This window comes from Methylophaga sp. UBA2689, assembly GCA_002354555.1.
GTDB lineage: Bacteria > Pseudomonadota > Gammaproteobacteria > Nitrosococcales > Methylophagaceae > Methylophaga.
On sequence record DELT01000031.1, the window covers coordinates 31,488 to 53,296 of the forward strand.

24 protein-coding genes are annotated in these 21,809 nt (G+C 43.9%); 8 read left to right on the forward strand and 16 right to left on the reverse strand.

Going from position 1 to position 21,809, the window contains the following annotated elements; translation table 11 throughout:
* Positions 1-38: 38 nt before the first annotated feature.
* From B3M51_RS02850 to dsbG, 3 genes are read right to left on the reverse strand one after another with little or no spacing between them, the layout of a single operon-like run.
* Complete coding sequence (locus tag B3M51_RS02850) at positions 39-830, reverse strand: SDR family NAD(P)-dependent oxidoreductase (RefSeq protein ID WP_292756684.1); 792 nt, start codon at positions 828-830, stop codon at positions 39-41.
* A 48-nt stretch (positions 831-878) separates the two neighbouring features.
* Entirely contained in the window at positions 879-1,679 is an 801-nt protein-coding gene (locus tag B3M51_RS02855) for a TlpA family protein disulfide reductase (RefSeq protein ID WP_292756686.1), read from the reverse strand.
* A 2-nt stretch (positions 1,680-1,681) separates the two neighbouring features.
* Entirely contained in the window at positions 1,682-2,440 is a 759-nt protein-coding gene (dsbG, locus tag B3M51_RS02860) for a thiol:disulfide interchange protein DsbG (RefSeq protein ID WP_292756688.1), read from the reverse strand.
* Between the two features lie 199 nt (positions 2,441-2,639).
* On the opposite strand from dsbG, the gene B3M51_RS02865 reads away from it, so the two are divergent.
* The gene (locus B3M51_RS02865) at positions 2,640-3,830 is read left to right on the forward strand and encodes a YbfB/YjiJ family MFS transporter (RefSeq protein ID WP_292756689.1); all 1,191 of its coding nucleotides are present in this window, start codon (positions 2,640-2,642) and stop codon (positions 3,828-3,830) included.
* 297 nt (positions 3,831-4,127) lie between these two features.
* Here B3M51_RS02865 and B3M51_RS02870 read toward each other — a convergent pair whose 3' ends face one another.
* The 5 genes from B3M51_RS02870 to B3M51_RS02890 form a co-directional block, all read right to left on the reverse strand.
* On the reverse strand, positions 4,128-4,493 hold the full coding sequence (locus B3M51_RS02870; RefSeq protein ID WP_292756691.1) for a glyoxalase superfamily protein: 366 nt from the start codon (positions 4,491-4,493) through the stop codon (positions 4,128-4,130).
* Between the two features lie 22 nt (positions 4,494-4,515).
* Positions 4,516-4,986: an ion channel gene (locus B3M51_RS02875; protein WP_292756693.1), complete on the reverse strand. Its 471-nt coding sequence runs from the start codon at positions 4,984-4,986 to the stop codon at positions 4,516-4,518.
* A 126-nt stretch (positions 4,987-5,112) separates the two neighbouring features.
* Positions 5,113-6,309, reverse strand: a complete 1,197-nt coding sequence (locus tag B3M51_RS02880; RefSeq protein WP_292756695.1) for an NAD(P)/FAD-dependent oxidoreductase — start codon at positions 6,307-6,309, stop codon at positions 5,113-5,115.
* A 58-nt stretch (positions 6,310-6,367) separates the two neighbouring features.
* On the reverse strand, positions 6,368-7,030 hold the full coding sequence (locus tag B3M51_RS02885) for a toluene tolerance protein (protein ID WP_292480143.1): 663 nt from the start codon (positions 7,028-7,030) through the stop codon (positions 6,368-6,370).
* A gap of 75 nt (positions 7,031-7,105) precedes the next feature.
* A complete protein-coding gene (locus B3M51_RS02890) occupies positions 7,106-7,675 on the reverse strand; it encodes an isoprenylcysteine carboxylmethyltransferase family protein (RefSeq protein WP_292756697.1) in 570 nt (189 codons plus the stop codon).
* 396 nt (positions 7,676-8,071) lie between these two features.
* On the opposite strand from B3M51_RS02890, the gene B3M51_RS02895 reads away from it, so the two are divergent.
* Positions 8,072-8,542 carry an NlpC/P60 family protein gene (locus B3M51_RS02895; RefSeq protein ID WP_292756699.1) on the forward strand — a complete coding sequence of 157 codons (471 nt, stop codon included), beginning with the start codon at positions 8,072-8,074 and terminating at the stop codon, positions 8,540-8,542.
* Between the two features lie 65 nt (positions 8,543-8,607).
* Here B3M51_RS02895 and B3M51_RS02900 read toward each other — a convergent pair whose 3' ends face one another.
* Entirely contained in the window at positions 8,608-8,970 is a 363-nt protein-coding gene (locus tag B3M51_RS02900; protein WP_292480148.1) for a DUF1622 domain-containing protein, read from the reverse strand.
* 161 nt (positions 8,971-9,131) lie between these two features.
* Positions 9,132-11,186 carry a protein-L-isoaspartate(D-aspartate) O-methyltransferase gene (locus tag B3M51_RS02905; RefSeq protein ID WP_292756701.1) on the reverse strand — a complete coding sequence of 685 codons (2,055 nt, stop codon included), beginning with the start codon at positions 11,184-11,186 and terminating at the stop codon, positions 9,132-9,134.
* A 395-nt stretch (positions 11,187-11,581) separates the two neighbouring features.
* Between B3M51_RS02905 and B3M51_RS02910 the strand changes: the two genes are divergently transcribed.
* The 3 genes from B3M51_RS02910 to B3M51_RS02920 all read left to right on the forward strand — a co-directional run bounded on the left by B3M51_RS02910 (position 11,582) and on the right by B3M51_RS02920 (position 13,039).
* A complete protein-coding gene (locus B3M51_RS02910; protein ID WP_292756703.1) occupies positions 11,582-12,013 on the forward strand; it encodes a DUF3617 domain-containing protein in 432 nt (143 codons plus the stop codon).
* Between the two features lie 62 nt (positions 12,014-12,075).
* Positions 12,076-12,495 (forward strand): MAPEG family protein, encoded by a 420-nt coding sequence (locus tag B3M51_RS02915; protein WP_292756705.1) that lies wholly within the window; start codon positions 12,076-12,078, stop codon positions 12,493-12,495.
* Positions 12,496-12,499: 4 nt separating this feature from the next.
* The gene (locus B3M51_RS02920) at positions 12,500-13,039 is read left to right on the forward strand and encodes a gamma carbonic anhydrase family protein (protein WP_292480156.1); all 540 of its coding nucleotides are present in this window, start codon (positions 12,500-12,502) and stop codon (positions 13,037-13,039) included.
* On the opposite strand, the gene B3M51_RS02925 is transcribed toward B3M51_RS02920, so the two are convergent.
* On the reverse strand, positions 13,036-13,881 hold the full coding sequence (locus B3M51_RS02925; protein ID WP_292480158.1) for an HDOD domain-containing protein: 846 nt from the start codon (positions 13,879-13,881) through the stop codon (positions 13,036-13,038). The genes B3M51_RS02920 and B3M51_RS02925 overlap by 4 nt on opposite strands.
* 442 nt (positions 13,882-14,323) lie before the next feature.
* Between B3M51_RS02925 and B3M51_RS02930 the strand changes: the two genes are divergently transcribed.
* On the forward strand, positions 14,324-15,544 hold the full coding sequence (locus tag B3M51_RS02930) for an HD-GYP domain-containing protein (protein ID WP_292756707.1): 1,221 nt from the start codon (positions 14,324-14,326) through the stop codon (positions 15,542-15,544).
* A 57-nt stretch (positions 15,545-15,601) separates the two neighbouring features.
* Here B3M51_RS02930 and B3M51_RS02935 read toward each other — a convergent pair whose 3' ends face one another.
* The 5 genes from B3M51_RS02935 to B3M51_RS02955 all read right to left on the reverse strand — a co-directional run bounded on the left by B3M51_RS02935 (position 15,602) and on the right by B3M51_RS02955 (position 19,445).
* The gene (locus B3M51_RS02935; RefSeq protein ID WP_292480163.1) at positions 15,602-16,363 is read right to left on the reverse strand and encodes an ABC transporter permease; all 762 of its coding nucleotides are present in this window, start codon (positions 16,361-16,363) and stop codon (positions 15,602-15,604) included.
* Positions 16,360-17,289, reverse strand: a complete 930-nt coding sequence (locus tag B3M51_RS02940) for an ABC transporter ATP-binding protein (protein WP_292480165.1) — start codon at positions 17,287-17,289, stop codon at positions 16,360-16,362. The genes B3M51_RS02935 and B3M51_RS02940 overlap by 4 nt, the downstream gene beginning before the upstream one ends.
* A gap of 191 nt (positions 17,290-17,480) precedes the next feature.
* Positions 17,481-18,281 carry a hypothetical protein gene (locus tag B3M51_RS02945; RefSeq protein ID WP_292756710.1) on the reverse strand — a complete coding sequence of 267 codons (801 nt, stop codon included), beginning with the start codon at positions 18,279-18,281 and terminating at the stop codon, positions 17,481-17,483.
* 182 nt (positions 18,282-18,463) lie between these two features.
* A complete protein-coding gene (locus B3M51_RS02950; RefSeq protein ID WP_292480168.1) occupies positions 18,464-18,826 on the reverse strand; it encodes a hypothetical protein in 363 nt (120 codons plus the stop codon).
* A 310-nt stretch (positions 18,827-19,136) separates the two neighbouring features.
* On the reverse strand, positions 19,137-19,445 hold the full coding sequence (locus B3M51_RS02955) for a DUF3144 domain-containing protein (protein WP_292756712.1): 309 nt from the start codon (positions 19,443-19,445) through the stop codon (positions 19,137-19,139).
* Between the two features lie 247 nt (positions 19,446-19,692).
* Between B3M51_RS02955 and B3M51_RS02960 the strand changes: the two genes are divergently transcribed.
* Together B3M51_RS02960 and B3M51_RS02965 are read left to right on the forward strand one after the other, a co-directional pair.
* A complete protein-coding gene (locus B3M51_RS02960; RefSeq protein ID WP_292756714.1) occupies positions 19,693-20,922 on the forward strand; it encodes an APC family permease in 1,230 nt (409 codons plus the stop codon).
* Positions 20,923-21,038: 116 nt separating this feature from the next.
* Entirely contained in the window at positions 21,039-21,809 is a 771-nt protein-coding gene (locus B3M51_RS02965) for a DeoR/GlpR family DNA-binding transcription regulator (protein WP_292756716.1), read from the forward strand.

Below are 21,809 nucleotides of genomic sequence, written 5' to 3' on the forward strand. Positions count from 1 at the left end.
AAAGAATAAAATTCTGGAACTACAAATCGGATAGATGCTTAAAAAGCGCTTTTAATCACGCCACCATCCACACGAACAGCTGCCCCCGTGGTGGCTGATGCCAGTGGGCTCGACAGATAACAGACCATTGAGGCCACTTCTTCAGTGGTCGCAAAACGCTTGATCAAAGAAGTCGGTCTGACATTCTCAAAAAAGTCTTTTTCAAATGCTTCGATGCTTTGGCCTTCTTTGGCAGCCAGCTCGTTGACAAAGGTTTCGACCCCTCGTGAACTGGTCGGCCCCGGCAATACAGAATTAACAGTGATATTAGTGCCGGCAACCTGTTCTGCCAATCCGCGTGCAATCGCGATCTGGGCTGCTTTGGTCATGCCGTAATGAATCATTTCTGCCGGAATCTGCACCCCGCTTTCACTGGAGATGAAAATCACCCGACCCCAGTTTTGTTGTTTCATAGCGGGCAGATAAGCTCTCGTTAACCGCACACCACTGAGCACATTTACATCAAAAAAGCGTTGCCAGTCTTCATCCGCTATCTCTTCAAACGGCACTGGCTCGAAGATACCCAGATTATTAATCAGGATATCGACTTCGGGGAACTGCTTTGTCAGTTTCTCGGCTTCAGCCGCTATCGAAAGATCCCCTGCAAATCCATCTACGTTGCCTTTAGCTGTAGATTTCAGGGATTTAATAGCCTGTTTAACTGAAGCTTCAGAACGCCCATTGACGATAACATTCGCCCCTTCATCGGCCAGTGCTTTGGCAATGGAAAAGCCTATGCCCGCCGTACTGCCACTTATAAAAGCGGTTTTATTGTTCAGTTGCAGATCCATAAAATTTCCTTTAAATCGTCAGTTAACAGATTCATCATGACTAAATGATTACTGTGAGAGGCGTTCTAATGTAGCGCTTAACGATGCCGCGGATACTTCTCCCATATGGCTGTCAACCAGAGTGCCCTGCAGATCAAAATACAGTGTCACCGGCAAGCCATAGGCATCAAATGTATCGGCGACTTTGCCGGTTTTATCAAGCAACACGTGTTCAAATGTCAGCTTATTATCAGCCAGAAAGTCATTAACTTTTTCAGCGGACTCTTGTTGATTAAGCATCAAAAAGCGGATATCCGGATACTGTTGTGATGCCTTTTCAAAAGCAGGCATTTCACGCTGGCAAGGGGGACACCAACTAGCCCATAAATTCACCACGGTAATGTTATTTTCAGCCACTTGAACCAGTGAAATCTGCTCGCCGTCCAATTGTTCCAAAGCAATGTCGGGTATTGAAAGCTGTTCACGTCCGACATTCATTAATAAGGTAGTTACCGAGAAAAACAGCAACATCGATAAAGCGCCACCGAACAAGGCAACACGTTGCTGTGGCAGGCGTTTGATCTGCCATAAAAGAAATAGTGCCATTGCGATCATGCCGGACACCCAGTCCACTCCACGATCGCGAAAATCGATCATCTGCCAGAGTGAGTCATATTGATCGGCAAATTTAATGACAAACACGATTCGTCCGATGACCAGACCGAATAACAGCATCATTAATAATGGATCGGTGACTGAGCCAGCTTTTTTTCTGGCCAGAACAGATGCTACCAAGATCCCCAGAAGAGCACAGCCAAACAACAATAACGGCTCGAGAGGTAAAGCAAAGGGTCCGAGATTAATCGACATAACTATTCAAACAGCTTGTTGATATCATCACGCAGCGGCATGCCTTCAATGAGCCGCACATGACCTTTTTCGTCCTTATAAATGCTGGTCGGTGTTGCCATAAACCCCAGCTGTTCCATCAGCTGATTATTTTTCTCTACCAGCAACGCCCCGTTGGTTAGTGCCGCTTCATTCAAATCGCCTGATGTGTTATCAACCTGGTGAATATGCTGTTGCAAAGCCTCTTCCGGTGAATCAGCACCTAAAATAGCAGCCGCTTTTTTGATACTGTCCTCCTGCAGAATTCCCACCATAATGTGGCGCAACTGCACCTCACCCTCAGCAATATAAGGCTCCGCGATTTCACGTAAACGCTGACAATAAGGGCAATAGGGATCAGTAAAGGTATAAATGACTTTCTGGGCAGTCTCCTGTCCATCCTGAATCCAATTTGCCTGTTCCAGTTTCTGCCAGACTTTTTCATTCTGTGGCGCACTGATCAGCTCATACAGGGCTTGCTCGCCCAGATCTTCACCCTCGGCATTAATCAGGTTTCCAATGACCGCATATTTTTTATCTTCTGTCAGATAAATACTCAGCGGCTGCCCTTCTACACTGGCGGCATAACCAGTCAATCCCGCAGGGGTATCAAAGCTGTCAATGATGCTCACGCCCTGCTGTTTAATGTAGCTGATGACCTCAGGTTCCTGTTGTTCTGCTAGTGCAAAATAACTGCCAAATCCGATAACCAATAACACTACAGGGACGATAATTTTCTTCATTCATAACTCCGGAAGGGATATGCGTTGACTGTAACTCAGATGGATTAAGTGGGGATTAATAGAACAGATGACAATCTTTCCATTAAAAATGCTCTGTAATTATTTATACATCGATAATTGGAATTATCACGACAACACACCCAATAAAGACTTATGGTAAAAGGTAGAGCGTTAAAATACTTCAGGTAATATTCTGGTTATGATCACAAATCGATTTTCACTCTCTCCTCGACATCAGGTCATTCTGGCTGGGATATGTGCTTTAATTTTAACCGTCGGTATTGCCCGTTTTGCCTACACGCCATTTTTGCCCATCATGTTAAATGAAACCTCACTGGATACATTAAGTGGAGGTTGGCTGGCCACGTTTAATTACATTGGTTACCTGTCAGGCGTAGTGTTGATTTCATTTTTAACCAGCCTCAAAACCAAGTTTCTGTTCTACCGAATCAACCTGATTTTGGCGGTGTTAAGCACCGTATTAATGGCTGTTACCACTGATATTATTTTATGGAGCATTCTGCGGTTCATAGGTGGGCTGAGCAGTACGGCCGGAATAATTCTGGCAGCAGGATTTGTGATGGGCTGGCTGAAACAAAATGGTTACAAATCAGCATTAGGTATCCATTTTTCCGGTTTAGGATTTGGTATTGCGATACCTGGACTCGTCATTGTTTTGATTACGCCCTATTTCAATTGGGCTGAGCAATGGCTGATTATGGGGATTTTCGGTATTTTGTTTTTCCTGCCCGCCTGGTATCTGATGCCAGCACCTGCAACGCAACAGGCTCCCACTGCGGATTTTGCAGCGCCAAATAATAAATGGATGCGGTTAATGATTGCTGCTTACGCCTGTGCAGGGGTCGGTTATGTGATTAGCGCGACGTTTATCGTAGCGATTCTTGAAGGAATGCCCAGCTTGACGGGACACGGCAATCTTATCTGGGTGATGCTGGGTGTTGCGGCCATTCCATCCTGCATTATCTGGGACAAAGTGGCTGAGCGCATCGGTGAGACATGGGCCATCATCGCCGCTTATTCAATTATATTGCTTTCCATCCTGATTCCATTATTCAGTGAATCGTTGTTGTTTAATGTAATTGGCGCGTTGTTATTTGGTGCCACCTTTGCAGGAATTGTCAGCCTGATGCTGGTGTATGTCGGCCATAAATTTCCTCATAACCCTGCCAAAGCCATGGCCAAACTGACGATAAGTTATGGCATTGCTCAACTTATAGCCCCCGCTTTGGCGGGTTATTTATCCACGCTGACCGGGAATTATCTATCAGCATTGTGGATGGCAGCAGCGGTTATGGTCACCGGCATTTTCTTCGTCTGGCAGATCCAGCGATTTGAAGAAAAAAACCAGCTCCCATCAGCAAACCTGTGATTTGAATAGCTGCTTCCATGCTGTCCTCCATGGAACCTATTCTTCTTTGAGGATCGGTGAGGTTGACATCACCCGAAGTCACTACCTCATCGCTATCGACCTTATACGTAAAACTGTATGAGCCGGACAGAACATAAACTTGCTGTGGCCGGTGGCTGGCATGTGAGTTTGGAATTTTTACAGGCACAGCTTGAGAATCATACTTCCCTTCCGTTTTGGGCGACGCATACAAAAGAAACCGGAATACGCACGACCTCTTAAAATAGCTGAAGATTGATTTTAGGGCCTGTTTATCGTCTACAAGTTAAGCTCTTCATTAAATAGAATTTTATTGCAAAAGGGATCTATCACTTCAAAAATTCTGTTACCCCAGGGTGCTGTAGAAATTTCGGGACGGTTATATTTGTAGGGTCGGGAAGTGATCTCATTATAAAGCGGAGTAAACTGATCTGTTTTCACAAAAACCTTTAATCCCGGCGTGCAATCGCCTGAATGCTCGCTGAGATGTAAAACAAGATTATCTCTGGAAACCTGCATATAAACCGGAAACCGCGCACCATAACGATGCTCCCAATCCAAAGTCATGCCTAAAAAATCCAGATAAAATTCTTTCGCTTTGGTTTCATCAAAAATTCTTATGATCGGAATGGTTTGAAATCGCATGCTAAGTCCTTTTTACATAGCGTTAATCAGATTCATTTCCCCAGGCCCGCGCCATAATAAGATAGCTGAAAGAAGCTGACCAGGTAATCATCATAAATCCCACTAAGGCTTCTGTACCGGCGAGAAATCGAATATGACCGGTAGCTGCCAAATCGCCCCAACCAACCGTGGTATAGGTGGCGGCAGAGAAGTACACGCTATCTAACAGGCTAATATGATCATAGCCACTGATTGCCCCATACCCTGTTTGACTCAATAAAGCCCAAAAGGCCACGCCAAATAACCAGATTTCAATGATGTGTGCAAACAATAAAGCAAACATCGTGGCCAAAATTATCGGCCGGTGACGATGCTTTGCAACCCTGGAAGGATGGGTCGGGCACCAACGATTCAATTGCTGAATGACTTCATAATGAAAGACCACAACCAGTCCAACCACCAGTGCGGTCACTAACACGGTAATAACCTGAGCATCTGTCAGTAATTCCAGCAATGGGGATCTCCTGCAATTGAATTAGTATGATAGTGACAAACGATTTCAATCGCTGTTGAAAATAACTTTTATTGATAGAACGTTAACGTTTTTTAAATAGAGCCTCAAACTTCTGACAATATTTATTCAGGCATACAGTCCAGCGGCATGGCCCGAAGCCCAGGCCCATTGGAAATTGTGCCCGCCCAAATGACCGGTAACATCGACCACCTCTCCAATAAAATACAATCCCGGATGATTCTTGCACTCCATCGTTTTGGAAGATAATGCATCAGTATCAATACCACCCAAAGTTACTTCGGCCGTTCGATAACCTTCCGTGCCGGATGGCTTAAATGTCCAGGGCTGGCACTGTGACACAACATGTTCGATATCTGCATCGGAAAGCTGACCGACCGGTTTGTCTTCAACCCACTGATCACACCAAAGCTGTGCTACCCGACGGGTCAGTTTTTCGGCAAGAATGGTTTTCAGAGCTGTTTTGGATTTTTCAACACGCATTTCAGCTAAATATCCAGCCAACTCAATTCCAGGAAACAGATCGATTTTCAGCGGCTCGCCAGGTTGCCAATAGCTTGATGCCTGTAATATCGCAGGGCCGCTCAAACCACGGTGAGTAAACAGAATATTCTCGTGAAATGAAGTTTGGTTAGCTTCCGTGATGGTATCCAATGAAATACCACTAAGATCGGCAAGCGGTTTGAGTTTATGATCATCCAACACCACAGGTACTAACCCTGCCCGTGTTGGCAACACCGGTATATCAAGCTTTCTGGCTAATTCAAAACCAAAGCCGGTTGCTCCCATTTTGGGAATTGACAATCCTCCGGTTGCGATCACAAGCGATTCACACTGTAATTTACCCTGAGGGGTTTCCAGCAATTTTTGACCTCCGGTTTCAACCACCTGAACCGGCGTATCTGTGATAATTTTCACCCCAGCTGATGCACATTCCGCCAGTAACATCTGTAGGATTTCTTTTGATGACTCATCACAAAATAACTGACCCAGTTTTTTCTCGTGATATGCAATCTGATGCTTCTCAACCAATTCAATAAAGTGCCAGGGTGTATAACGGCTCAATGCCGATTTGACGAAATGAGGATTGCTGCAAATAAAGTTTTCCGGGGCGGAGTACATATTGGTAAAGTTACAACGTCCGCCACCTGACATCAGGATCTTCTTACCTACTTTATTAGCATGATCAATTACCAGCACACTTCGGCCGCGCTGACCAGCAGAAATAGCGCACATCAATCCAGCCGCACCGGCACCGATGATGATTACATCATATTCGTTGGAAGCTTTATTTAGAGTCGTCATGTGCGGCATTTTACGCAAAAATGCCCTGTCTGACCGATAAGTTGGTTAGGGCTAAAAATCAGGTGGAAATAAATTTACCAATAATACGTTCTAACCAATTCAGTTCGCGCAAAGGCAGATCGGCAGAATGACGATAGCCTTTGATAAGCGCTTCGATCAAGTCGCCATGATTTTCCCAATCTCGTGGATAGCGAAAGAAATGCCGCCAGTTTCGCCGTCTCGCCCAGCGACTTAAAGACCACCAATGGATACGCATATCAAGAATATCGATAAGGCCAAAATCCATCCCGTTTACAATAATATTTCCCGGATGAATTGAACGAAAATATACCCCCTGCCGCTGCACCCTCGCCAAAAACACTCCCAGGCGATACATCAAATTTGCATCAGCTTCATTGGAGTTAACAATGTCTCTTAAGGTACGGCCGGGTAAGGGAGAGTAAATAGCTACAGTGTGTGCTTCACCGTTAATGCGATGCAAAGCCTTCACTTGCAGTGTAGGAATGTCGAGTTGGGTCAGATGATAAGCATTGCGGGCAAACTTAACTGCCGCTGGTGCAAGTAGCTCTCTATTTAGAAAGCGCTTGCGGTAAAAAAATTTTAAGTATTGCCCATCAGGCAAAACTGCCACTTTAATACCTTTTTTGTCCGTTTCAATTACAGTCGCATTTTCCATCAGGGAAGCTAAATGCTCCCGAGATAGCGGACGAATATTAAGCATTAATGTTTTCCATAACAGTTTTTAAATTCATTCTTTTCTATAGCCATCCTGGCTGAAGAAAATATTATTCCAATTTTAGTGTTTAAAAGGGAGCCGTGGCCAGATATCCCCCGTTTGCAACATATATTCAAGATAATGATGCCCATATTTCTCAAGCCCATCTTCTTCTTGACGTGGCACTCTTAAGCAATAAACCAAAGCGAATGTGATTAAACCGGCCACACCGGCCAACCAGTTCTGTGTTAACAGAAGCTGGGCAAGAACCAAGGCTAAAAGCGCAGAATAAAACGGATAGCGTATAAATCGATAAATTCCTTTAGCCACAATTTTTTTCTGCGGTTCGCCTATAGCACTGTAATCACGAACAGCTCTATGCAATAGCCATAATCCTAAAATGCCCTTTATAAGGCCTAGCCATGCTACTTCATTATAATAATGCAGATCCGCAAAATCCAGCCAGGGCAACGTGGCATCAATTAGTGGAAAACTAACCATACTGATCAGCGTAATAATTGTCAGTGCAACAATTTCACCATTCCAATGATTATCTTTTAAAAAAGATCGCTTATTCATGTTGGAAAATAAGGCAAGAGCTGCTCCAGCTATGATGATTACCAGCGTTAATTCAGCAAATTTATCCGTCATTCAATTACCTTCAAGCCACTTATATATAAACAGATTTGTCTGTGCAACAGATAGAGTGTTGGTAGTTAAAACCTACTGAAAGTTCATGGCAAAAGTATGACAGTGCTAAAATTTCTGCCTAAACATAGTCAAATTTGTCTTGTGAAGCTGACACAGCTGCCAGCTATTTTGAGAAATTCAGATGATGCTGAAAGAGAATTAATCATATTTTCAACAGAAATCCCCTTTTTTTCAGTTAATCTGCCAAAAATCATGAAAATATCCTGTAAATAGAGAACTATATGGTTTTTAATCTGTTTGAATAGTTAAGAATTTGAAGCCATAAAGTTAATGACCAAAATACATTACAAATTTTTTATAACCTCACATTGGCGATTTTGCATAGCATTTTTGCCAATGTTGGCCATGCTTTCCGGTTGTGGAACGGCTCCCAAACTTTCGAGCAAATCACCAGAGAGCGCGCACATTTCTCAACCTGCAACTGATACTCATTATTATGATGAAATCCAGGCTATGTTGCTGCTTTATCAACAGCATAACGAATGGCACGGCACACCTTATCGTATGGGAGGCATAAGTCGCTCAGGGATCGATTGTTCTGCCTTTGTACAAGTCACTTTTCGTGATTTGTTTGGTATTGATTTACCCAGAAGTACCGACCAGCAATTTCGTAACGGGCGAAAGATACCCAGGGCTGAATTACGTTCCGGTGATCTGGTATTTTTTCGTAATGGACGTCATGTCGGTATTTATCTGGAAGACCATAAATTTTTACATGCATCGACCACCCGGGGTGTAATGATTTCCAGCCTTAAAAATACCTACTGGTCAAGACATTACTGGCAAGCAGTGAGCTTGAGACATTAGTCCTTGTTTATCATTCAGGTCCACCACTGCTGGAGGCTATGAAAGATAAATTAGTCCTAAAGTCATTACCTGGTATTTTCATTTTGCTGCCAAGGCCACTTACTAGTCAGCTCAACCTCCAGTGCAATGCTTAAAAAGGTACGTATCAGAACGATGATCGCTAACACTCCAACAGTTTGGAAGGTTAACTCAACTGCAACGGTATGAATGATATCTGCCGCCACCAGAAACTCCAGCCCAAGTAAAATACCCTGACCGAGACGTTGCCGCACCTCACGATATATCGTTTCAGTAGGGCTTTTTCTCATCATCAAATGAACTACCGCGGAGATGAGCGCATAAACAGTCAGTAGCAGAATAATAAACACCCCCAACATTTCAATAATGGCTGCTATCCATTCTGCTGCTGGCGTGACGAATTCAATCATATTCCCTCCTTTGAATGTTCTTAGAACATGACATTCCTTACTGGAAGCCGCAGAGGTTTATTCTCTCTGGCATAGAAACGTGTGGACTTGATCGTTAAAAACACAGCGTTTACTAAATTGTCCTTCTGCTGGTCATTAGTAATGAAGCAGTTAATTCTGCTTTACAACCCGAAAGGATAAGTATCCGGCATCCCTTGCATGGCCTCAAAGTTCAGTGGCGTGATGGCCTTAGTGTGATCAAACCAGATATATTCATCAAACTGTTGACCGAGTCGGGCTTGAAAATAATGGCTGGCTAACTCGCTTTGAGGACGGTAAACCACGCCAATTGCACGTTCAGAATGCTCTTCTTCTAAACGTTGGCGTAATATTTTGGAGCCGGGTTGGCGCATGCCGAGCATAAAGGCAGGAATCTTAGTGTCATGACAAACACGTTCCCAACTACCTTCCATTGAAGGACGAATGAGTTTAACCTGCATTGGTTCACCCCAGTTATCAGCAGCAGCCACAGTACCAGCGTGAGTACCAAAACCGATCAGGTAAGCTTCATCGCCAAATTTACTGCGGCATAACTGCCCTACATTATGCTCACCTCGTGCAGACATTGAGGTAGCGCGTGCATCTCCAATATGGGAGTTGTGTTCCCAAACTACTATTTTTGCCGGTTGATCGGTATTTTGAGACTTAAAATCCAATAGTGAGCAAAGAGTGTCAAACATATGGCTGTCGCGCATATTCCACGAAGTGATATAGCCTTTATACATACTACGATAGTAGGCTTCAGCATTGGCAACCAGCCGTGCATTCTGCATTGCATCAAGATAACTCTCTCCATCGTTTGCTACATACTCTGCCTGTTTTTCCATCAGATCCATCAGCATATCCACAACCGAATCTTCACATCTTTCATATTCTCCCGAAGTTGCTGCACGACCATACGTTGCCGGATCAGATTGCCATGGCGTTAAACAGCCATAGCGTTCACGTGCTATCTCTGCAGCCTCTGGGTCAACGTCTTTTAGATAGTTAATCACCTCATCAATTGATGAAAACATGCTGTAGAGATCGAGCCCGTAGAACCCCAATTTTAAGTTGGGTCTGGCCTGCATGCCATTATGTCGACGCAACCATTCGACAAACTCCTGCATCTCCTTATTACGCCACATCCATGTCGGAAAACGGGTAAAAGCACGCCATTCAGAAGGTGCCGTAGTCAGTTCTCGAACATATTGATCAATGCGTGCGGCATCTGGCCAGTCAGCTTCAACCGCAACCATGTTAAAACCTTTATTTTCAATCAACTCCCGTGTGAGTCTGGCTCGAAAACGGTAAAATTCAGAAGTGCCATGGGTTGCCTCACCTAACAGAACGACACGTGCATCACCAATTCGGTCAAGTAACGGGGTGAGGTCAACCGTTTCAATTGAACCAATTGGCTGTGCTGCTTCGGCTATCAAAGTTGCGGTGTCTGCCGATTTATTCTGCTCCGCAGATTGCTGTGATTTACTGGATGAGAAGGAGTTTTCTATTGAAATGCTGTGGCTATCTGATTGTTCATGCCAGCCCTCCTCGCCCAACAAGGGCACAAAGTGCACTCGGGTGATGATCTCCTCATCAAACTGGTCTTCATCTATCCGGGTTACCTGAAGTAACCGTTGATAATGACGATTGCCGATCGGAATCACCAGACGACCACCAATTTTTAGCTGTTGTTTTAAGGTAGAAGGAATTTCAGGTCCGCCTGCCGATACCAGAATGGCATCATAAGGCGCTTGCTGGGCATAGCCGAGTGTGCCATCCCCACTCATAATTTCAATATTATGATAGCCCAGATTATCCAGAACCATTTTAGAACGCTCGGCGAGTGCCGTGATTCGCTCAATACCATATACCTGATCAGCTATTTGGGCGATAATTGCCGCTGCATAACCGCTCCCGGCACCTATTTCCAGTACCTTTTCTCCACCTTTCAGATTGAGTGCTTCGACCATTAGACCGACAATATACGGTTGGGATATAGTCTGACCTTCAATCAGTGGTAAGGCAGAATCCTCGTAAGCAAATTCCCACATATTCTCTGAAAGAAATTTCTCTCGTGGAACAGTTCTCATCGCTTCAAGCACTGTGTCTGATTTCAGATTTCTGTTCATTAACTGGTTGCGAACCATTTGATGTCGTGAATGCTGATAATCGGATAAATGATCTATAGAAGCCATAATGCTTACCTCCTTTCCAAAAGTGGTATGAGATAAAAGCCTGGGCGAGTAACACGGGGGATAAGCTGCCGAATAAGTTTGTTTTTGCAGGTTCCTGTTTGATTAAATTAATCAAACTGAATGAACGGATTAATACCATAACATTCATCGGAAAAGTGTTGGAGAGTAGTGCGGCAGAAAATTATCCGCGTATCTCGGGATAACTACACAGTGTTAATCACCAGATTGATGCACTTAAATTAACTGTAACAGCTATGAGGTTATGATCCAAACATAAATATCGGTCGTAAAATTACCGCGGCTATTGCGCTATAACTTGGTCACAGGCAAGATTCATTTATGTGGCACCATAAGAGGATCATGGTCAAGCATGTAACTAACAAGGGAGCCAGACTTTGAAAAATTCTATTTTTCTTTACAGTATCTTCGCCAGTTTAACGTTTCTCTCAGCACCGCTTTTTGCAGAGACCCCGAATTTGCAGCCGGGTCTGTGGAGCTATACCAGCACCACTAACATTGAGGGGCCAATGAATATGCCAGCCCAAACTATCAACAATCAGGAATGTCTGACACAGGCGAAACTGGATGAAGGCATGGGGGCGATGAACCTTCACGAAAGTTGCAACGTGACAAAGGCAGATATCAAAACTGACCGGGTAGATTATGCAGCATCCTGCAGTATTGAAGGCATGACAACACTGTTTGAAGGCTATGCCACCTTTCATGGAAATCGTCTGGAGGGCAAAATGAGCAGCGATATGAACACGCCACTTGGACCGATGAAAATGAATACCGAATATCAGGGCGAACGAGTGGGCGATTGTTAAAACGTCGGTATAGCAACCAGAGCAAATAAAATTAACACCAAATTACGAGGCAAAGAATGACTATGGGAATTATTTATTATCTGACTTTTCTCGGCTTATTTATCATTTTGCTCACGTTACTGATTCAATGGTTTGTTGCCAGTAAAACCAAAGCTTCCCAAGCTGGTGCTATTCCAGGCAAAATTCCGGAAAACCTCAGCCATGAATCCTTTGTGTTCCGAGCACATCGTACCTTTATGAACTCACTGGAAAATCTGCCATTGATGCTCGGTACGATCTTCATGGCGGTTCTTATTGGAGCCAATAGCTTTTGGACGGGTATTTTCGTCTGGGTATTTGCCATCGCCCGTATTCTTCACATGGTCCTTTATTACGCAATTTCTACAAAACAAAACCCCAGTCCCAGAACCTGGTTTTTCATGATTGGGCTGTTGGCTAATGTCGCGTTACTGGCGTTATGCGGTATAACGCTGCTGAGTTAGTCTAATGGTTATCAAAGCGTTTCGAGGCAACAGTCCCAAACTTGGTCAACGGGTATGGATTGATGATACGGCTTCTCTGATTGGCGATATTGAAATTGGCGATGACAGCTCCGTCTGGCCGTTGGTGTCAATTCGTGGTGATATGCATCGTATCAGGATAGGTGCCCGTAGTAGCATTCAGGATAATTCCTGTCTGCATATTACCCATGCCAGTGAGTTTAATCCCAATGGTAATCCACTTATTATCGGCAACGATGTCACCATAGGCCATATGGTGATGCTGCATGGCTGCACAATTGGTAATCAGGTATTGGTGGGTATGTCGTCGACCCTGTTAGATGGTGTTGTGGTGGAAGATAATGTAGTCATCGGTGCCGGATCTTTAGTGCCACCGGGAAAAAAACTGGTATCCGGTTATCTATATCTGGGTTCGCCGGTTAAACAAGTTCGACCGCTAACCGAGGACGAACTAAATTATTTTCACTATGCTTGCCAGAATTATGTGAAGTTAAAAAACGACTATCTGAAACACGACGATAACTAAGCCATCAGTTGTGTGAGTCGTTCGCTGATCTGTTCCTTCTTAGTTAATAGTTTCTGGATATCTGCTGATTCAAATTCAACAATAGCGATGGCTGCCTCAGGAAAATCATCTGCCAACTCGTCATTCAGCATCGCATTAGCAGCATACCTGGCCATGTTGACCACTGCCGCTAATTGACCTGCTTCTCTATCAGCCGATGGTGTTTCAAGATGCTGAATTGTTTCAATAACCAGTACCGGCATACACCAGCGAATAACGATCATCTGCGAAACAGCCAGCCAGTATTTATCTTCCAGCTGATGAACAATTTCATCATTCAAGGGCAAAGTTTGTTGCTCGGCGATATCAATCAGAGTTTGAAGTACGGCTGGGCGACCAATTGAATGAATCAATCCTGCCAAAAAAGCCACTTCAACATTCACGTTACAGTGGCTGGCAACCTCCTTAGCCCAGAGTGATGTCGCCAGCGACTGCTGCCAAATGGCGTCTGCATAGTCCTCATAGCCCGGGGTATTAAATAATTTTGCATTGAGTACAGCGCTGATAGCAATTTCACTGACAGTCACCATACCCAACCTGGCAATCGCCTGTTGCAGCGAAGTCAGATTGGCCATCGGCGTATAAGCTGCCGAATTGGCAATACGCATCACGTGACCTGCCAGTGATGGATCACTTTGAATCAACTGGGCCAGTTGACTAGCATCTGATTCTTTATCATTGGCCAGCATAAAAGCTTTATTTGCGATTTCCGGCAGGATAGGAACTTCTACAAATCCTTCCAAGATCGACTGGTTTAAGAGATTGTCCAGTTCCGTTTGTATGTGCTGATTATCTTCTTGCATCTCTCTATCCATTTGTAATTGATATATATTGTTATTTTTTGTCATTACATAATTTTTGTATTAATAGAACTTTGCATGATTCAGACTGTTTATCAATAAATATCTGCTTGAGTCTTGGTCAAATAGATAAAACTGCCCAATATTGACCGCACCAAAAGTAGCACCATCATTTCTCTGCGTATATTCTAACTTTGTATACTGCTTATTTCAGTCTACAACGACAACATCTTAAATATTCAATTCACAATGCGCTGGAAAAAATTCTGAGTGACGCCACTAATATCACTGATTGGTGTCCGTGTCACAGGATACCGAATAATGTCGCCAAGGATTTTCCTGAAATTACAGCTAAAACCACAAATTTTGTGCTGAAACACATTTTTTTCACATACAAGCTATATACAATGTGCCCAAAAATGAACACAAAATAAGGTATTAAATTTTGACTCAACGCATAGCCTCAACTGAGCTCCGACTGGGCATGTATATACATAAGCTGGGTGGTTCATGGTTAAAGCATCCGTTTTTACGCAGCAGTTTTTTATTAACTGATCCCGAAGATATTAAAAGCATTCTTCAAGCAGGCATTAAAGATGTCTGGATCGACGAGGAAAAAGGCGAATCTTTTCAAAAATCAGACTATTTAACACCATCCTCACAACATACAACTGAAGAATCCTCAGACACGCTCGAGGTTACTCAGAAAACCACTGAAAAACCATCCGTCGTTGAAACTTCAATGGAAGAAGATATCAGTCGCGCACGTAGACTCTTTAATGATGCGAAGCCACAGGTTTTAGCTATGTATAAAGATGCGCGGCTCGGCAAAGCAATTGATCCGCAAACAACTTTACCGCTAGTGAATGAAATTGATTTGATGGTACAGCAAAACTCAGCGGCCATACTCAGTGTGGCTCGACTGAAAACTCACGATGACTATACATACATGCATTCATTGGCTGTTTGTGCATTGATGATATCGTTGGCTCGCCAACTTAACATGGATGAAGAGCAGGTTAAGTTAGCTGGTGTAGGTGGATTAATGCACGACCTTGGTAAATCCCTTATGCCCTTGGAAGTACTAAACAAACCTGGAAAGCTTTCTGACTCAGAATACAACATCATGAAAAAGCATCCAGCTGCCGGTGCCAAGCTATTGGAAAACTCAGGTGCAGCGCCAGAGGTCGTCGATATCGCTTTACATCATCACGAAAAAATAAACGGTTTGGGCTACCCGAACCGTTTACAAGGTGATGAAATATCGCTTTTATCGCGAATGGCTGCCATTTGTGATGTCTATGATGCCGTTACCTCTGAACGCGCTTATAAACAAGCTTGGGATCCTGCTGGAACCATTCGCGAAATGGCTCAATGGGAAGGCCACTTTGATAAGCAACTGTTCAATGCCTTTGTAAAAATGGTTGGTATCTATCCGGTTGGCTCATTAGTTCGTTTGACCTCGCAGCGGTTGGCCGTAGTGATTGAGCCCGGTGTGACATCTCTGGTAAAACCCAAAGTAAAAGTATTTTTTTCATTACGTTCAAAAGCGCCAATTCAAATACAGGTCATCGATCTCGCTCTGCCCAGTTGCAAGGAAACCATAGAGGGCCCTGAAGATCCCTCAAAATGGCATTTCAAACATCTGGAACAATTATGGCAGTAGGTAAAGTCTCTTTAAGCTAATTCACATGGCTGGCATGAAATGGATTTAAACCATCTATCAGACTTTCACCTTGTAGCCGGTTTTAAATATCCACCAGATAAATAGCATAAACATAATCAGAAAAGTGGAAATCATCACCAGGCTCAACGTCATGCTTACATCTGCCGTGCCATAAAAACTCCAGCGAAAACCGCTGACCAGATAGACCACAGGATTGAACAAAGTCACTTTCTGCCAGAATTCAGGCAACATGCTGATTGAATAAAATGTACCTCCCAGAAAGGCCAGCGGGGTGACCACCATCAATGGGATAACCTGTAATTTTTCAAAACCATCAGCCACAACGCCCAGGATAAAGCCCAACATACTGAAGGTAACGCAGGTCAATACCAGAAATAGCATCATCCACAGCGGATGCAGAATTGAGTAATCCACAAATAATTTGGCAGTGAGCAAAATCAACATTGCCAGAATAATCGATTTGGTGGCTGCCGCCCCGACATACCCCACTACAATCTCAAAAGCTGAAACCGGTGCGGATAAGACTTCATATATAGCGCCGGACCACTTGGGCATATAAATGCCAAATGAAGCGTTAGACGTAGATTCGGTTAACACCATCAACATGATTAACCCCGGAATAATAAAGGCACCATAACTGACGCCACCAATTTCAGTCATCGCCGAACCAATCGCAGAACCAAATACAATAAAATAAAGCGAGGTAGACAAAACCGGTGAGGCAATACTTTGCAACGGGGTACGCCAGCTGCGATGAAGTTCGGATAAATAAATGGCTTTAATGGCATACCAGTTCATCGTGCATCCTCCACCAGACTGACAAAAATCTGTTCCAGTGTACTTTGTTTGGTCTGTACATCACTTAGCTCAATCCCTGAACGATGAATAGCCGCCAGTACCTCAGTCACATGATTGGTCGGTTGATTATCAACATAGTCATAAGTGAGTGTTTTTCCATTCTCACCGAGCTGCAGAACGAAGCCGTTGAGCTCATCCGGCAGCTGTGTAATCGGGTGCTGTAATTGCAGGATAAGTTGCTTGCGTCCGAGTTTTTTCATTAAATCCTGCTTGTTTTCCACCAGCAGAATTTCACCATGATTAATGATGCCAATGCGATCGGCAATTTCTTCAGCTTCTTCAATATAATGCGTAGTGAGGATAATAGTGGTGCCTCTCTGGCGTAACTTTTCCACCAGACGCCACATATCACGGCGTAACTCCACATCGACACCAGCGGTGGGCTCATCCAGAAACAATACTTCCGGCTCATGTGCCAGGGCTTTGGCAATCAACACTCGACGTTTCATGCCGCCGGAAAGAAATTGAATTTTGGCATGGCGTTTATCCCATAAAGACAATGCCTTGAGAATTTCTTCCAGATACGCATCATCACGCGGTTTACCAAACACGCCACGGCTGAACACCATGGTATTCCAGACAAAGGCAAACACATCAATTGCCAGTTCCTGCGGTACCAAGCCAATTTGTTTACGTGCCTGTCGGTATTGTTTGACCACATCATAACCGCCAACCACTACCTGCCCTTCGTCCACATTGACCAGGCCACAAATAATGCTGATAAGAGTGGTTTTACCTGCGCCATTTGGGCCTAACAGGGCAAATATCTCACCACGTTTTATTTGCAGATTAACCTGCTTTAAAGCATGAAATCCGGAAGGATATTTTTTACTCAGATTGCGCACATCAATGATGTGATTTTCCATCACTTGCGTTTCCTTCACTACGTTTTGTAAAGACATAGTCGTTATAGAGTGTAATTTTTCGACAAGGTTTGAAACCGACTGCATTTAAACATAAAACAGCACCTAAATAACTCAATTACGCCAATGCGACAAAATCGTTGCATTTTGGCATCGCCATATTAAAACAGTGTTAACAGCCGGAAGATTAAGGGTTACGGTTGCTCAGCAGGCAATGCGGTGGCAGGGGCAGGTTGCATTGCCGCCTCATCAAGTTTTTCACCAATGTTGAAAGTAATCGTGCTGATTTTATCCAACGCATTCCCAGCCGGAACCTGCTGCAGAACAAGCGATCTGAATAAGACATAGTGATGCGTATCTAATACCGACTTGATACCATCTGAATGCGGCTCAAAACCCCATTCGACACCTCCAGTCCATGTGCATACTACCGCCTCTTCATAATCAGCAATGTTGGATTCAACACATGGCTGATCAGCGACTTCTCTCAGCAGACCGGTCGACATTTTGTCTTGTCGCGCTGGAGAGCGTAATAACAAACTGGCATCCATGTTGGTTAGTGGTGCAATATCATAAGGCTGATTATCATTCAGATTGATCCCTGTCAGTCCCTCCGCATCTATCATGACATGACGACCACTACTGATCAGCTGAAAGTGGCAATGCGGTTGCTGTTGTGGTTCTTCCAACTGAAAATCCCAAGATTCCAGCCGGTAGGCCGTTCTGTTTTCATCAATCCAGCGTTGCAGTCGAATGGTGCCAAGTTGTGACATTTCAGTTTCGGACAGAGCCTGGATCGAAACGCCCTCTTCCTGGCAAATAGTCAGCAAATCGGCATACAACTCCCTGCGGTTTTCAGCGGTAGCAGGTGTAATAATCTGATCGATATAAATATTCGGCATCGGTGTCGGCTGCTCAATCACCTCTGATGTAGTTTTATCTTCAACAGATGGCTCCAAATCTGAATAAGGCGCCTCTTCAAACTTTGTCAGCAAGCCGACTCCCACCACAAAAAGAATGAGTAACAATAAAAGATAAAATGTAAGTGAATTTCGATTTGGCATCGATTAACTTTTTAGTTGCTGACCAAAACAATCAATTCCATGCTACTCATTTAAATCGTTATACGCTTTCGCCATTCACCCGACAAAGCCTGATAAATAATGCCCGGTTGGCCTTATTTATCCTCACAATCAACGAATTCATAGCCAGTGGCAGCGTCGAGATCTACCAGTTCAGATACTTCCTGGAAGCCAATATTTCTCGCCGTAACCAGATCTGCCTCAGCTATCTGATGAATCAGGATAGTACCTGTCCCCATCCCACAAGCTGCTGGATAGGCGACACCGGTTCTTCGACCACAATGTGTTTCAGTCACCTCAATATTTTCTGCTGCTAATTTCGCTGCGCTGTCGGCAGGTGTGATTCCAGTGGTTTCACATTGCTGTGCATTGCGGCTCTCATAAACCATTATCGGCTCACCAGCGTTACAACCACTGAGTAAAATCAATGCAGTGAAAAATGATAAATATATTTTCATGGTCAGACCTTACGTTATTCACCCAGAAACAAGATAAATCATCTTTGAAATGATCGTGTGAATAAAACTGAATACTACAACGATTTTGATAACAGTGAGAATTCATCTAAAAAGGCCGAGCCGATAAACTCAACGTTTTAAAGTAACTGAAACCTGCCCGGCTTTCCTGAATGCTGTGTTGCTAATTAGTGCATAAAAAAACGAGATGGGATATAAATCAGTTATGACTACAGACCGTTAAACGGTTGTAAAAGCCATAATGAAAACTGACTCAAAGGCTGTGTCAGAATAAGAAAGGGTAAGCAAAAGCTTACCCTTTGTTTTGCAGTTGTTCAGAGGCCTGAACGTAATTGTTGAAATTCTGAATATAGTCATCCATATTTAATTCCAACATCCGCCGGTATTCATTAACAAAAAAATCGACGGTTTCATCTCGTGCATCTGCCATATCCATGGCAGTTCTCCAACCAGAGGCACTAAACCAAGCACTATATCTGGCCAATCCATACATAAATGATGCACTAACTTCACCGGCCTCTATGCTTTTCTCCATTTGCTCATTAGCCAGTTTGATAAATGCATCCGCTCTATCAAAAAAGGCCTTATCTCTCTCACTCATAAAGGTTTCGCTTTTTTATTTTCAAGTTGGGCAATTAGCCAGTAAAGAACCTGCAGAATAAACCTCCGTCACTACCTATGAATACGGAACAAAACATAATAGATCACAGGAAAATATCATTTATTGATTTTTAGCCATTTGGCTAAGCGGTTTTACTCATGATAGGTTCTTGAACATCCATAAACGCATTGATGACATCTGCCTATCAAACGCAGACTCAAATCATTCCTTGTTGGAAGACGATTAGATGAACAAAATCACTGATGCAGAATTAAAGCGATCCGTACCTGCCCCGCTTCTGGCTTTATATGGTCTGGGAACCATCCTGGGCGCTGGAATTTATGTATTGATAGGCGAGATTGCCGGTGAAGCCGGAATCTATGCCCCGCTCACTTTTTTACTTGCATCCATAGTGGCGGCGTTTACTGCCTTTTCCTTTGCTGAACTGGCTGTTCGGCTACCCAGAAGTGGTGGTCCGGTTGCCTATGTTAGCGAGGCTTTCGGCTGCAGATGGCTTTCAATAATTACAGGCTGGATGATAGCCGCCACTGGGATTGTGTCAGCAGCCACTATCACTACAGGTTTTGCGGGATATTTTCAGATTTTTCTCTCCTGGCCGGCTCTTCCACTGATGATTGGCCTGGTTCTGTTGCTGGGCAGTATTGCGGCTGTTGGCATGAAAGGAACGGCATGGTTTATGGGCATCACCACTGTTGCAGGTGTGTCGGGGTTAATCATCATACTGATGGTAACGGCTGGTAATTTTTCAGAATTGCCCGGTCGACTTTCTGAAGCACGACCTTTATCCAGCAGCTCTGCTTTGAGTGGCATTGTTCTGGGGGCTTTTCTCGCTTTTTATGCCTATATAGGTTTTGAAGACATTGTTCACGTCTCGGAAGAAGCCAAAAATGTCAGTAAAGCTATGCCTTTGGCCATTTTGTTTGCCTTGATTGTCTCTTTATTCTTTTATATTACCGTCTCGATGGGCGCAGTACTGACCTTATCTGCTGAAGCACTTGCTGATTCTAAAGCACCCTTGGTTGATGTCATGAAAGCTGAAGGTTACTCAGGAAATATTTTGGGCGCACTTTCATTGTTTATTATTGTTAATGGTGCCCTGGCTCAGATCGTCATGGCTTCAAGAGTCCTTCATGATATGGGCAGGCATCTTAATGGGGTTCCCAAGTGGCTGTCACGAATAAACCGGCGTACTCATACACCATTAACAGCCACGTTACTTATTGTTTTTATAATTATTTTATTGGTAACGCTTTTGCCAACCGAAAAATTAGCACAAGCCACATCCTTCATTATCCTGATAGTATTTGCTTTATCTAATTTCGCACTTATTCGTCTTAAAAGAAACACGACAACTCCTGTTGGTTTCAGCGTTCCTTTAATTGTGCCCTATGCTGGCGCCATTCTCTGCATTCTAATGATAGCCGGTCAGTTTTTTGTTTCTGCTACATCGCATTAGATAAGGGCGTTTATTGTGCATGAGATCTTCGTAAATAACGGCTATTGCTGCAGGATGAATGTGCGAAATCACTGACGGATATGGTACCTTTCAGCCATAAATAATGAGTACCAGACATGTCACGAAAAAAAGCTGCCCGCCATAAGTCAATTATTGATGAACTGACAATTCATCCATCAATGCGCGTTAGTGAATTAGCCTCGACATTAAACGTGACGACAGAAACCATTCGGCGTGATCTCGAAGAACTGGCAGAACAAAACCTGATCAGCCGTACATACGGTGGTGCGTTATTGCGTCAGGCGGTTGAACCGGTACTCAATGAACGGCATAAAGCCAATCTGGCTGAACGGGCTGCCATTGGAAAAAAAGCGGCTCCACTGCTGAAAGATGCCAAGGTTTTAATGATAGGTTCAGGAGTAACCACGGTTGAAGTTGCCAAACGTATTGCTTATGAGATGAGTAATATTACGGTTATTACCCATTCTTTTGGGGTGGCTACGGTGCTGTCATTTAATCCAACAATTAAGGTGATCATGGCGCCAGGTGTTTATCATGCCGAAGAAGGTGCTACCCACGGTTCGGTTACTTGTCAGTTTCTGGCAAATTACACTGCCGACTGGGCGATTTTGGGGGCCAGTGGTCTGGCACCTACCGGACCAACAGATGCGTTAGTTGATGCAGCAGATGTCTATCAACAGATGATTCGGCAAAGCAGTCACAACATGATTGTGGCTGATCACAGCAAATTCGATCGCATGGCAACAGCACGCTATGCAAAGTGGAATGAAATTGACCATTTAATCACTGATCAAAAACCCAGTGGGCCACTTAAAAAAGCTTTATCCAGTGAACAGGTGCAGATTACTGAAGCGCCGCTCCAATAA

What these genes read in the sequence shown, in the direction of transcription:
- B3M51_RS02850 (WP_292756684.1), bottom strand. Translation starts at nt 830, where the DNA reads ATGGATCTGCAACTGAACAATAAAACCGCTTTTATAAGTGGCAGTACG.
- B3M51_RS02855 (WP_292756686.1), bottom strand. Translation starts at nt 1,679, where the DNA reads ATGTCGATTAATCTCGGACCCTTTGCTTTACCTCTCGAGCCGTTATTG.
- dsbG (WP_292756688.1), bottom strand. Translation starts at nt 2,440, where the DNA reads ATGAAGAAAATTATCGTCCCTGTAGTGTTATTGGTTATCGGATTTGGC.
- B3M51_RS02865 (WP_292756689.1), top strand. Translation starts at nt 2,640, where the DNA reads ATGATCACAAATCGATTTTCACTCTCTCCTCGACATCAGGTCATTCTG.
- B3M51_RS02870 (WP_292756691.1), bottom strand. Translation starts at nt 4,493, where the DNA reads ATGCGATTTCAAACCATTCCGATCATAAGAATTTTTGATGAAACCAAA.
- B3M51_RS02880 (WP_292756695.1), bottom strand. Translation starts at nt 6,309, where the DNA reads ATGACGACTCTAAATAAAGCTTCCAACGAATATGATGTAATCATCATC.
- B3M51_RS02885 (WP_292480143.1), bottom strand. Translation starts at nt 7,030, where the DNA reads ATGCTTAATATTCGTCCGCTATCTCGGGAGCATTTAGCTTCCCTGATG.
- B3M51_RS02890 (WP_292756697.1), bottom strand. Translation starts at nt 7,675, where the DNA reads ATGACGGATAAATTTGCTGAATTAACGCTGGTAATCATCATAGCTGGA.
- B3M51_RS02895 (WP_292756699.1), top strand. Translation starts at nt 8,072, where the DNA reads ATGTTGGCCATGCTTTCCGGTTGTGGAACGGCTCCCAAACTTTCGAGC.
- B3M51_RS02900 (WP_292480148.1), bottom strand. Translation starts at nt 8,970, where the DNA reads ATGATTGAATTCGTCACGCCAGCAGCAGAATGGATAGCAGCCATTATT.
- B3M51_RS02905 (WP_292756701.1), bottom strand. Translation starts at nt 11,186, where the DNA reads ATGGCTTCTATAGATCATTTATCCGATTATCAGCATTCACGACATCAA.
- B3M51_RS02915 (WP_292756705.1), top strand. Translation starts at nt 12,076, where the DNA reads ATGGGAATTATTTATTATCTGACTTTTCTCGGCTTATTTATCATTTTG.
- B3M51_RS02920 (WP_292480156.1), top strand. Translation starts at nt 12,500, where the DNA reads ATGGTTATCAAAGCGTTTCGAGGCAACAGTCCCAAACTTGGTCAACGG.
- B3M51_RS02925 (WP_292480158.1), bottom strand. Translation starts at nt 13,881, where the DNA reads ATGCAAGAAGATAATCAGCACATACAAACGGAACTGGACAATCTCTTA.
- B3M51_RS02935 (WP_292480163.1), bottom strand. Translation starts at nt 16,363, where the DNA reads ATGAACTGGTATGCCATTAAAGCCATTTATTTATCCGAACTTCATCGC.
- B3M51_RS02940 (WP_292480165.1), bottom strand. Translation starts at nt 17,289, where the DNA reads ATGGAAAATCACATCATTGATGTGCGCAATCTGAGTAAAAAATATCCT.
- B3M51_RS02950 (WP_292480168.1), bottom strand. Translation starts at nt 18,826, where the DNA reads ATGAAAATATATTTATCATTTTTCACTGCATTGATTTTACTCAGTGGT.
- B3M51_RS02955 (WP_292756712.1), bottom strand. Translation starts at nt 19,445, where the DNA reads ATGAGTGAGAGAGATAAGGCCTTTTTTGATAGAGCGGATGCATTTATC.
- B3M51_RS02960 (WP_292756714.1), top strand. Translation starts at nt 19,693, where the DNA reads ATGAACAAAATCACTGATGCAGAATTAAAGCGATCCGTACCTGCCCCG.
- B3M51_RS02965 (WP_292756716.1), top strand. Translation starts at nt 21,039, where the DNA reads ATGTCACGAAAAAAAGCTGCCCGCCATAAGTCAATTATTGATGAACTG.